This is a genomic window from Sulfitobacter sp. 15WGC, from assembly GCF_005068605.1.
In the GTDB taxonomy this organism is placed as follows: Bacteria; Pseudomonadota; Alphaproteobacteria; order Rhodobacterales; family Rhodobacteraceae; genus Sulfitobacter; species Sulfitobacter faviae.
In genome coordinates this window covers 32,049-41,982 of the sequence record NZ_SZNL01000013.1, presented here as the reverse complement: position 1 = coordinate 41,982, position 9,934 = coordinate 32,049, and the positions used below count along the sequence as shown (strand labels likewise).

Annotated in this window: 14 protein-coding genes; 6 read left to right on the top strand and 8 right to left on the bottom strand. The window is 63.4% G+C overall.

Annotation, left to right across the window (positions count from 1 at the left end; genetic code table 11):
• The 4 genes from FCK22_RS12380 to FCK22_RS12365 all read right to left on the bottom strand — a co-directional run.
• On the bottom strand, positions 1 to 334 hold a 334-nt coding region (locus FCK22_RS12380; protein ID WP_136720460.1), incomplete at its 3' end, for an acyl-CoA dehydrogenase family protein.
• 23 nt (positions 335 to 357) lie between these two features.
• Entirely contained in the window at positions 358 to 570 is a 213-nt protein-coding gene (locus FCK22_RS12375; protein WP_067261198.1) for a hypothetical protein, read from the bottom strand.
• Positions 571 to 621: 51 nt separating this feature from the next.
• Positions 622 to 2,403: an acyl-CoA dehydrogenase C-terminal domain-containing protein gene (locus FCK22_RS12370; RefSeq protein WP_067261197.1), complete on the bottom strand. Its 1,782-nt coding sequence runs from the start codon at positions 2,401 to 2,403 to the stop codon at positions 622 to 624.
• 52 nt (positions 2,404 to 2,455) lie between these two features.
• Entirely contained in the window at positions 2,456 to 2,857 is a 402-nt protein-coding gene (locus FCK22_RS12365) for a MerR family DNA-binding transcriptional regulator (RefSeq protein WP_067261195.1), read from the bottom strand.
• Positions 2,858 to 3,509: 652 nt separating this feature from the next.
• Here FCK22_RS12365 and FCK22_RS19315 point away from each other — a divergent pair.
• On the top strand, positions 3,510 to 3,803 hold the full coding sequence (locus tag FCK22_RS19315; RefSeq protein ID WP_136720450.1) for a helix-turn-helix transcriptional regulator: 294 nt from the start codon (positions 3,510 to 3,512) through the stop codon (positions 3,801 to 3,803).
• 147 nt (positions 3,804 to 3,950) lie between these two features.
• Entirely contained in the window at positions 3,951 to 4,127 is a 177-nt protein-coding gene (locus tag FCK22_RS18935; protein ID WP_156505595.1) for a hypothetical protein, read from the top strand.
• 9 nt (positions 4,128 to 4,136) lie between these two features.
• Here the strand turns inward: FCK22_RS18935 and FCK22_RS12350 are convergent, their stop codons facing one another.
• On the bottom strand, positions 4,137 to 4,517 hold the full coding sequence (locus FCK22_RS12350; protein WP_067261191.1) for a MerR family DNA-binding transcriptional regulator: 381 nt from the start codon (positions 4,515 to 4,517) through the stop codon (positions 4,137 to 4,139).
• A 118-nt stretch (positions 4,518 to 4,635) separates the two neighbouring features.
• On the opposite strand from FCK22_RS12350, the gene FCK22_RS12345 reads away from it, so the two are divergent.
• The 3 genes from FCK22_RS12345 to FCK22_RS12335 are packed head-to-tail and all read left to right on the top strand — an operon-like array spanning position 4,636 to position 6,942.
• On the top strand, positions 4,636 to 5,058 hold the full coding sequence (locus FCK22_RS12345) for a PaaI family thioesterase (RefSeq protein ID WP_067261213.1): 423 nt from the start codon (positions 4,636 to 4,638) through the stop codon (positions 5,056 to 5,058).
• Positions 5,055 to 5,567, top strand: a complete 513-nt coding sequence (locus tag FCK22_RS12340) for a PaaI family thioesterase (RefSeq protein WP_067261189.1) — start codon at positions 5,055 to 5,057, stop codon at positions 5,565 to 5,567. The genes FCK22_RS12345 and FCK22_RS12340 overlap by 4 nt, the downstream gene beginning before the upstream one ends.
• A gap of 37 nt (positions 5,568 to 5,604) precedes the next feature.
• Positions 5,605 to 6,942 carry an MATE family efflux transporter gene (locus FCK22_RS12335; protein ID WP_197470803.1) on the top strand — a complete coding sequence of 446 codons (1,338 nt, stop codon included), beginning with the start codon at positions 5,605 to 5,607 and terminating at the stop codon, positions 6,940 to 6,942.
• On the opposite strand, the gene arsC is transcribed toward FCK22_RS12335, so the two are convergent.
• Genes arsC through FCK22_RS12320 form a run of 3 tightly spaced genes read right to left on the bottom strand, consistent with a single transcriptional unit; the run spans position 6,939 to position 8,667 of the window.
• Entirely contained in the window at positions 6,939 to 7,280 is a 342-nt protein-coding gene (arsC, locus tag FCK22_RS12330) for an arsenate reductase (glutaredoxin) (RefSeq protein ID WP_067261185.1), read from the bottom strand. The two genes, FCK22_RS12335 and arsC, sit on opposite strands and share 4 nt — an antisense overlap.
• Complete coding sequence (locus FCK22_RS12325; RefSeq protein ID WP_067261182.1) at positions 7,277 to 8,320, bottom strand: quinone-dependent dihydroorotate dehydrogenase; 1,044 nt, start codon at positions 8,318 to 8,320, stop codon at positions 7,277 to 7,279. Before FCK22_RS12325 ends, arsC begins: the two co-directional genes overlap by 4 nt.
• Positions 8,317 to 8,667 (bottom strand): DUF952 domain-containing protein, encoded by a 351-nt coding sequence (locus tag FCK22_RS12320; protein ID WP_067261180.1) that lies wholly within the window; start codon positions 8,665 to 8,667, stop codon positions 8,317 to 8,319. Before FCK22_RS12320 ends, FCK22_RS12325 begins: the two co-directional genes overlap by 4 nt.
• A 129-nt stretch (positions 8,668 to 8,796) precedes the next feature.
• Here FCK22_RS12320 and FCK22_RS12315 point away from each other — a divergent pair.
• Positions 8,797 to 9,934, top strand: a 1,138-nt coding sequence (locus FCK22_RS12315; protein WP_136720459.1) for a metallophosphoesterase, incomplete at its 3' end; no start/stop codon positions are given.

Here is a 9,934-nt window from a genome sequence, read left to right as displayed (position 1 = left end):
TTTTTTTCTGGTCCTCGGTGCCATAGGCGAGGATGTAATGCGCCACGATGCCGGAATGGATGCCGTGGCCCCAGGAGGCGAGGTTGGCGCGGGAGCCTTCGATCAGGATCGCCGCCTCATGGCCGAAATCGCCACCAGCGCCGCCGTACTCTTCGGGCACCGAGGGGCAGAGCAGGCCCAGTTCCCCGGCTTGCGCCCATGTGTCGCGGTCCATCTGGCCCTGTTTGCGCCATTTCTCGAAATGCGGCGCCCATTCGGTGTTGATGAACTGCGCCGTCATGTCGGCGATCATCTGGTGTTCTTCGGTCATCCAACTGGATGTTTTGGTCTGCATCTTCTGGCCCCCTCCCCAAGGGTTCAGCGTTTGCGGGCGTCCAGTTCGGCGTTGAACAGGCGCAGCCGCGCGATCAGGTTTTCCTCGTTCATGACCGAGTTGAAATTCTCGAACAGGAACGACAGCGCTTCCCCCTCATCAAGACCTGCGTCGGTGCTGAACTTCTTTAGCCTGCGGTAGCCTTCCTCGGTCATGGCGACAGGGAAGCGGCGGGTCAGGCGGAAGCGTTTGGGCATGGTCTCTCCGGGTGTTGGGCAGGGTGGGGGGCTTGCCCCCACCCCCCCGTTTTAGAAGTTTGCGGCCTCAAGCGCCATGACCGTATCCGCGCCCGATTGGATGCGGGTCAGGTGCAGGGCCGTGGCGGGCAGTTGGCGCGCCATATAGTAGCGGCCGGTGGCCAGCTTGGTCTCGTAGAAGGTGGCGTCGCCGCTGCCGTTCTTCAATGCTTCTTTCGCCGCCAGACCCATCTTGGCCCACATCAGGCCGAGGCAGACATGACCGAACATATGCATGAAGTCATTGGACCCGGCGAGCGCGTGGTTGGGGTTCTTCATGCCGTTCTGCATGAAGTACATGCCCGCCGATTGCAGGTCCTTGCTGGCCGCCTTCAGGGGTTCAAGGAAGGCCGCGTCGAATTCGGCGTCTTGGCCTGCGTTGTCCTTGATGAAGCCCTTCACGAGGTCGAAGAAAGCCATGACGTGCTTGCCGCCGTCCTGCGCCAGTTTGCGGCCCACGAGGTCAAGCGCCTGCACGCCATTGGCGCCTTCGTAGATCTGTGCGATGCGGGCGTCACGGGTGAATTGGGACATGCCCCATTCCTCGATATAGCCGTGGCCGCCGTAGACCTGCTGCGCCTTCACGGTCATGTCGTAGCCTTGGTCGGTCAGGAAGCCCTTGATGACCGGGGTGAGCAGCGACACGAGGCCGTCGGCGTCCTTATCCTCGGCGCGGTGCGCCGCGTCGATCATCGTGGCCCCCCAGAGGATGAAGGCACGGGCGGCTTCGACAAAGCTTTTCTGATCCATCAGCGAACGGCGGATGTCGGGATGCACGATCAGCGGATCGGCGGGCTTTTCGGGGGCGACGGCACCGGTGACGGCACGACCCTGCAGGCGGTCCTTGGCGTATTCCAGCGCGTTTTGATAGGCCACCTCGGCCTGAGCCAGACCCTGCATGCCGACGCCAACGCGGGCTTCGTTCATCATGGTGAACATGGCGCGCATGCCCTTGTGTTCGGTCCCCAGCAGATAGCCGGTGGCACCGTCGTAGTTCATCACGCAGGTCGAGTTGCCGTGGATGCCCATTTTCTCTTCGATGGAACCGACGGAGACGCCGTTGCGCTCCCCCAAAGACCCATCTTCGTTGACCATGAACTTGGGCACGATGAAGAGCGACACGCCCTTGATGCCCTCGGGCCCGCCTTCGATCTTGGCCAGCACGAGGTGGATGATGTTGTCGGCCATGTCATGCTCACCGGAGGAGATGAAGATCTTCTGGCCGGAGATTTTATAGCTGCCGTCTTCCTGCGGGGCCGCCTTGGTGCGCATCAGACCCAGATCGGTGCCGCAATGCGGCTCGGTCAGGTTCATGGTGCCGGTCCATTCGCAGGAGACCATCTTGGGCAGGTAGGTGTCCTTTTGCGCGTCGGTGCCATGGGCGAGGATTGCGGAGGCCGCGCCATGGGTCAGCCCTTGGTACATGGTGAAAGCCTGGTTCGCGGCGGAGAACATCTCGCCCACGGCGGTGCCGAGGACGTAGGGCATGTTCTGCCCGCCGTATTGTTCAGGCATGTCGAGGCCGGGCCAGCCGCCTTCTTTCACCTTTTCAAAGGCTTCCTTAAACCCTTTGGGCGTGTAGACGACGCCGTTTTCCAAACGGCAGCCTTCCTTGTCGCCCACGACGTTCAGCGGGGCGAGCACTTCGGAGGTGAGCTTGCCCGCCTCTTCGAGGATGGCGGAGGTGAAATCTGGCTCCAGCTCATCATAGCCGGGGGTCTTGCTTTCGGTCACCTTCAGCACGTCGTGCAGAACGAATTGCAGGTCTTTGGTGGGGGCTGTGTAACTGGGCATCTTTGCTCTCCGGGTCGTCTTTTTATGGATGTGAGGGGCGGCGTCGCCGGGGTTATTCGGCGGCGCGGCGGGGTTGGTTCATGGAGGCGATCATCTTTTCCCCCCATTTCAACTGGTCCTTGAGGTCTTCGATGGCCTCGTTCAGCTCTTCGCGGCGCGACTCGAGGTCGGCCAGACGGGCGCGGGCAATCTCATAGGCCGCGGCGATCTGCGTCTGCTGCTGGTCGCCCATATGATAAAGGTCGAGCAACTGGCGGATTTCTTCGAGGCTGAAGCCAAAGCGCTTGCCGCGCAGGATCAGCTTGAGCCGGGCGCGATCGCTTTTGGTGAACAGGCGTTTCTGGCCCTCGCGCAATGGGAAGAGCAGCTCTTTCGCTTCGTAGAACCGCAGGGTGCGGGGGGTCACTTCGAAAGCGTCGCACATCTGGCGAATGGTCAGCGTGTCGGCGGTCATCTCATCACTCTCCAATCGTCGTTTCGAGACTTCAGTTGGGGGCTGACCCTGCTGATACAATGGGAGCTGACGTTGACGTAAGTGATACGTTGCGTCACTTTATAAGCGTGGAAATTTCCTTTAGGTTTGAAAGAGGATCGGGCGCGTGCCGCCGCCATGGCGCTGGGCAGCAAAACGGGTAGGAGATGGCAAACTTCGATCAAAATGGGCCGAAGACGCTAGACGGGCTGGTCCACTGCGCGCAGAACGCCACGAGTGCGGCGGGCATTCTGGCCTGCGGACTTGGCTATTTTCAACGGTTTGAGATCGATCTGGTCAGCTATCACGGGGACAGCCCCGGCGCGCCCGCGATCCTTTATCGGTTCGACGGCGAGGGCGCGGTAGGGGCGCAGTGGCATTCGCAGTTTTTGGATGTGGAAAAGCTGCGCGAAAGCCCGGTGGAGGCGCTGGCCCGGCAGCAGGTGATGCCGATCTACTGGTCGGATGTGGCCCGCACGGCGCGGCTTACCTCTGCGGAAGGCCTCTATATGAAAGGATTGATGCGGCGCTATCCGAATGATGGCATTTCGCTCAGGGTACATGGTCCGGGCGGGGATTCCGCCGTGGTGGGGCTGGGCTTTGCCGCGAAACAGGCGCGTTTGCCCCGGGGGCGTTGTACAAACTTCTCAGTGCCGCCCAGATCGCGCATCTGCGCTATTGCGCCTTGGCCGAAAGCCAATCGCCGCGTGATTTCGGCCTGTCCCCGCGCGAGGTTGAGGTGTTGGAATGGATCGCCACCGGCAAGAGCAACGGGGTCATTGCCGAGATACTTGGGATTTCGCCTCATACAGTCGATACGATTGTGCGGCGGATTTTCTCCAAGCTTGAGGTGAATGACCGCACGACCGCCGCCATTCGCGGGCTCGGCGCCGGGCTGCTGCGCCGCCCGAAAGAGGGCGCGCCCTAGGGCAAGGTTGACCTTGCGTCGCTGTCGCGTGACTGCGTGACATGACCCCACGTCGTGGGGGCTGTAGGAGCGGGCGCTCGACCTAGAGAGGCACGGTGCATGTCAGAAAAACAAGAGCAGACAGGTAGCGGGGCTAAAAACGGTTCCGTGGCAGAAACGCGCGCGCGCGTGGTTGCAGAGCTGAAAGGCGCGTCCGAGACCATCGAAAACGGCGCATTCGATCTGGCCGGAGACGCGAGCGCGGATGTGGTGTCCGATCTGATCCGCATCACGGCGGATTTGCAGATGCTCATCGGGCAGTTGGCGCAGCGCAACAGCCGCTGAGCCTGCCGCTCAGCCCTTGTCCGAGGCGATGGCCGCGGCAGTGTCGTCGCGCAGCTTTTGCAATTCCGCCATGGCTTCGTCCAACTGGCGGCGCTGCTCGGCCAGTTCTTCCAATTGACCATCGGCCATGGTGACCCAAGTGCGCATCTGCGCCTCGGTCCCCTCTTTTTCGTAGATCAACAGCCACTGGCGGATGTCCTCCAACGCGAAGCCAAACTTGCGGCCGCGCAGGATCAGCTTCATCCGCGCCCGTTCGCGTGGGCCATAGAAACGCGAGCGCCCCTCACGGTGCGGTTGCAGCAATTCGATATACTCGTAATAGCGCAACGTGCGTGGCGTCACGTCAAATGCCGCGCACATCTCTTTGAATGTCAGGCGTTCATCGTCCAAAGCATCTTCTCCCTTCCGGCAAACTATGGTCACGCGCGGGGATGCGCAACAGGCGGTCTTGCCCTTTGGCTATCTCGCCCTGATAAAGGACAAAACCAGAGGCAGAGGGTTGGGTTGCATGTCCGACAAATTAAAGCTGGCGCGACAGTTCATTCAGGCGCTGCCCCATTCCATGGCACTGGGGATGGAGTTGCAGGAGTTGGGCGATGGCTCTGCCGTGATCACCATGCCCTATGATGACAAGCTGATCGGCGACCCGCAGACCGGGGTGATCAGCGGCGGGGCGGTCTCGGCGCTGATGGACACTTGCTGCGGAGCTGCGGTGATGAGCCACCCGAGCAACCCGGCGGCCACCGCTACGATGGATCTTAGGATCGAATATCTGCGCGCGGCCACACCGGGGCAGACGATCATCACCCGCGCGACCTGCTATCACGTCACCCGTTCGGTCGCCTTCGTGCGGGCCACGACAACAGATGAGGACGCCGACAACCTTGTCGCCACGGCAACCGGCACTTTCACCGTGGAGGGGCACACATGACCACACGTCGCAAGCCGGAGCCGGTTCAGGTCATCAAACAACGCCGCGACGGGGTGCTGCGCGCCATGGTCGAAGGCGTGCCCTATATTCGCTTTCTGGGCATCGAGTTCGAGCGCCGTGGTGATGAGCTGACCGGCATCATGCCCTTTTCCGAGCAGCTGATCGGCAACCCGATCCTGCCCGCTCTGCATGGCGGGGCCACGGCGGCCTTTCTTGAGGCGACCGCGATCATCACCCTCAGTTGGGGGCTGATCTGGGAGGACATGGAAAGCGGCGCGCTCGATCTGGACAATCTGGATGCCGACCACTTGGCGCGGCTGCCCAAGACGATCGATTTCACCGTGGATTACCTGCGGTCGGGCCTGCCGCGCGATGCCTATGCGCGGGCGCGGATCAACCGGTCGGGGCGGCGCTATGCCAGCGTCCATGTCGAGGCATGGCAGGACAACCGCAGCCGTATTTTCGCGCAGGCCACAGGCCATTTCCTGATGCCGCAACGGCGTGGCTGAGTCGCAATCAGAGACGGAGCCGCTGACCGAGGCAGAGGTGCGCGCGGTTGAGCGTGGCACGCTGGCGGCGCGTGATGTGGTGACCCATCGCCGCGTGCTCAAGATCGCGGTTCCCATTGTCATTTCCAACGCCACAGTGCCGATCCTCGGCGCGGTCGATACCGGCGTGGTGGGGCAGATGGGCGCCGCCGCCCCCATCGGCGCGGTGGGGCTGGGGGCGATCATCCTCTCGGCGCTCTATTGGGTTTTCGGCTTTCTGCGGATGGGCACCGTGGGCCTCACCGCGCAGGCGGCGGGCAATGGCGAAAAGGGCGAGGTCGCCGCATTGCTGACGCGCGGGCTTTTGATCGGCGCGGGGGCGGGGCTGGCCTTGATGGCGCTGCAATGGCCGCTTTTCTGGGCCTCGTTCCAAATCGCTCCCGGATCGCCCGAGGTTGAGGGGCTGGCGCGACAATATATGGCGATCCGCATCTGGTCTGCGCCCGCTGCCATCTCGATCTATGCGATCACCGGCTGGCTTATCGCGCAGGAGCGCAGCCGCGCCGTGCTGGTGTTGCAGGTCTGGATGAACGGGCTGAACATTCTGTTGGATCTGTGGTTTGTGCTGGGCCTCGGTTGGGGTGTCGAAGGCGTCGCCATCGCCACCTTTCTCGCGGAGTGGAGCGGGGCGGCCTTGGGCCTGTGGTTCTGCCGCGCGGCTTTCGCAGGGGTGGCGTGGCGCGATTGGGCGCAGGTCTTTGACGGGCCGCGCTGGACGCGCATGATGCAGGTGAACACCGATATCCTGATCCGCTCGCTTCTGTTGCAGGCGATCTTTGTCTCCTTCCTCTTCATGGGGTCGGGCTTGGGCGATGTGACCTTGGCGGCCAATCAGGTGCTGCTGCAATTCATGATGATCACCTCCTACGGGCTGGACGGTTTCGCCTTCGCCGCCGAGGCGATCATTGGCCGGGCTTACGGCGCGGGGCAGCGTGATGTGCTGCGGCGCGGGGCGGTGCTGACCTCCGCCTGGGCGTTCTTGGTCAGCCTGCTGTTGGCGGTGGTCTTTGCCGCCAGCGGCGGCGCGATCATCGATCTGATGGCCAAGGCCCCGCAGGTGCAAGACCTCGCCCGGGTCTATCTGCCCTATATGGTCGCGGCGCCGCTGCTGGGCTGTGCGGCCTATATGTTCGACGGTATCTTCATCGGCGCCACGCGGTCGCGCGACATGCGCAATATGATGCTCGTGTCGTTTCTGATCTATGCCGTGACCGCGCTGGCACTGGTGCCGAGCCTGGGCAATCACGGGCTTTGGATGTCGCTTCTGGTGTCCTTCGTGGTGCGCGGCATCACCTTGGCGCTGCGCTACCCGGCGTTGGAGCGCGCGGCGGGCTAGAGCAGCGCCTGCACCGCCTCGGGCGGGCGGCCGATTACGGCGCGGCCAGTGCTAAAAGCGATGGGGCGTTCGATCAGGATCGGATGGGCGGCCATGGCGTCGATCAGGGCCTCTTCGGGGCTGTTCTTGGTCAAGCCCAACTCTTTGAACAGCCTTTCGCCCGTCCGCATCATCTTGATCGCAGGCAGGCCAAGGGCGTCGCGGGCGGCGATGATCCCATCCCGGGTCGGCGCGTCTTCGAGGTAGCGGCGCAGGGTTACTTCCACCCCCGCCGCTTCGACCAGCGCCAGCGTCTGCCGCGATTTCGAACAGCGCGGGTTATGCCATAGGGTGATCATAGCCAATCCTCGCGTTTGCTGCCCACGGCCTCAGCCACGTTGGCAAAACCGTCGCGGGCCAAGAGTGCATCCAGCCCGGTGGTGATCTCTCGCACCAGCCCGAGGCCGCCGAAGACCAGCGCGGTGTAAAGTTGCAGGGCAGAGGCCCCCGCGCAGATCTTGGCATAGGCGGTCTGCGCGTCCGACACCCCGCCGACGCCGATCAGCGGAATATCCGTCAGCCCCGCCAGCCGCGCCAAGACGCGGGTCGAGCGGTCGAACAGCGGCGCACCCGACAGACCGCCCGCCTCAGCTGCATGGGCGCTGGCAAGGCCGGTGCGGTCAAGCGTGGTATTGGTCGCGATGATGGCAGCAACGCCCGAATTTTGGGCAACCTCGGCCACATCCTCAATCTCGGCTTCGCTGAGATCGGGGGCGATTTTTAGGAAAACCGGCGTGGCGCCGCGCACGTCCATCACCCCTTCGAGCAGGGCCGAGAGCGCCGCCTTGCCCTGAAGGTCGCGCAGCTTCTCGGTATTGGGGGAGGAGACATTGACCGTCGCGAAATCGACGTGATTGCGCGCGGCGGTCATCACGCGGGCAAAGTCGGCGGCGCGGTCTTGGCTGGTCTTGTTCGCACCAAGGTTCAGTCCCACCGGCACCCCCGCACCCCGGCGCGAAAGCCGGGCGCAGATCGCTTCCATCCCCTCGTTGTTAAAGCCGAAACGGTTGATCGCGGCGCGATCCTCGGTCAGGCGAAACAGGCGCGGGCGCGGATTGCCGGGCTGGGGCAGGGGCGTGGCGGCCCCCACTTCGACAAAGCCAAACCCGGCGCGGGAGAGGGGGGCGATTGCGGTGGCGTTCTTGTCAAACCCCGCCGCCAGCCCAACAGGGTTCGGGAGGTCCAGCCCCGCAAGCGTGGTGTGCAGCCGCGCCGAAGTCTGCGGCCCCGGCGCAGGCGCAAGCCCCGCCCGCAGCGCGCGGATCGCCAGACCGTGCGCCGCTTCGGGATCGACCCGGTGCAGCGCCCGCAAGCCCAGCCTTTCCAAGAGCGGCGTCATTTGCTGGCCTCGCCCAATCCTGCGGGGAATTCATGCACGCCATCCACCAGCGGCAGAGGCTGCGCCCAGACCACGTCTTCGAGTTTGAGCGGGCGGTAGAGATGGGGGAAAAGCGCGCCGCCGCGCGAGGGCTCCCATTTCAGCGCATCGCCCAGAGCGTCGGCTTCTAGCGCGAGCAGGAAGAGACCGTCCTCCCCCTTGAAATGTTTGGCTGCGGTTTCCGCCGCCTGTTCGGCGGTGGAGAAATGCACAAAGCCATCGGTGACATCGATCGGCGCCCCGTCCGAGACCCCGTTCTTGCGCAGCGCAGCCCATTCGTCTGCGCGGAATATCTTGAAAATCAGCATGGCTTCTGATGCCCGCCGGGCGGGGCGGGGTCAAGACCCGCGGGTGACCATAGGGCAGGTCATATGACCTTTGACACGGGCCAAACCCCGCGCCACGATACCGGCATAACAAGCAACAGGGGAACTATCATGAAACGATTCCTGACCGCGACCGCTGCGCTGGCTTTGACCAGCGGCATGGCGGCGGCAGAGTATAATCTGACCATTCTGCATACCAATGATTTCCATGACCGGTTCGAGCCGATCAGCAAATATGACGGCCCCTGCAGCGCCGAGGATAATGCTGAGGGCAAATGCTTTGGCGGCGTCGCGCGCATGGTCACCGCAATCGAAGCCGCACGCGAACGCGCGGGCGAGAACCACCTGCTGCTGGATGCGGGCGACTGGTTCCAAGGCTCGCTTTTCTACACGCGTTACAAGGGTGACATGGCGGCCGAGTTCATGTCGAAGCTCGACTATGACGTGATGGCCGTGGGCAACCACGAGTTTGACGACGGCCCCGAGGGGTTGGCCGATTTCGTGGCACAGGTCGATTTCCCCGTGCTCTCGGCCAATATCGACGTGAGCGGCGTCGAGGGGCTGGAGGGCGAGATCGGCAAATCCACCGTGGTTGAGGTTGGTGGGGAGCGGATCGGCATCGTTTCTGTCCTTGCCGAAGACACGCCCGAAACCTCTTCGCCCGGGGCGGAGGTGATCTTCTCCCCCGCAGCGGATGCGGCACAGGCCGAGATCGACGCGCTGACCGAGGACGGGGTTAACAAGATCATCCTGCTCACCCACATCGGGCTGGCGGGCGACAAGCGGCTGGCCGAGGAGTTGACCGGGGTTGACCTGATCGTCGGCGGCCATTCCCACACGCTTCTGAGCAACAGCGAAGAGCGGGCCGAGGGCGCTTACCCGACCATGGTCAACGACGTGCCGATCGTGCAGGCCTATGCCTACAGCAAATATCTGGGCGAGCTGAACGTCACCTTCGACGACGAAGGCGAGGTGACCTCGATCTCCGGCGATCCGATCCTGCTGGATGCCTCTGTCGAAGAGGATCAGGCGACGGTCGATCTGGTGGCCGAACGCGCCGCCCCGCTGGAGGAGCTGCGCCAGAAGGTCGTGGCCGAGACGTCGGAAACCATCGAAGGCAGCCGTGACATCTGCCGCGCGCAGGAATGTGCGATGGGCAACCTTGTCTCCGACGCGATGCTGGACCGGGTGAAGGATCAGGGCATCGACGTGGCGATCTCCAACGCGGGCGGCTTGCGTGCCTCCATCG

Excerpts from the sequence above, each read along its gene's own strand:
- FCK22_RS12375 (WP_067261198.1), bottom strand. The coding sequence starts at position 570 with ATGCCCAAACGCTTCCGCCTGACCCGCCGCTTCCCTGTCGCCATGACC.
- FCK22_RS12340 (WP_067261189.1), top strand. The coding sequence starts at position 5,055 with ATGACCACACGTCGCAAGCCGGAGCCGGTTCAGGTCATCAAACAACGC.
- FCK22_RS12370 (WP_067261197.1), bottom strand. The coding sequence starts at position 2,403 with ATGCCCAGTTACACAGCCCCCACCAAAGACCTGCAATTCGTTCTGCAC.
- FCK22_RS12325 (WP_067261182.1), bottom strand. The coding sequence starts at position 8,320 with ATGACGCCGCTCTTGGAAAGGCTGGGCTTGCGGGCGCTGCACCGGGTC.
- FCK22_RS12345 (WP_067261213.1), top strand. The coding sequence starts at position 4,636 with ATGTCCGACAAATTAAAGCTGGCGCGACAGTTCATTCAGGCGCTGCCC.
- FCK22_RS12365 (WP_067261195.1), bottom strand. The coding sequence starts at position 2,857 with ATGACCGCCGACACGCTGACCATTCGCCAGATGTGCGACGCTTTCGAA.
- arsC (WP_067261185.1), bottom strand. The coding sequence starts at position 7,280 with ATGATCACCCTATGGCATAACCCGCGCTGTTCGAAATCGCGGCAGACG.
- FCK22_RS12320 (WP_067261180.1), bottom strand. The coding sequence starts at position 8,667 with ATGCTGATTTTCAAGATATTCCGCGCAGACGAATGGGCTGCGCTGCGC.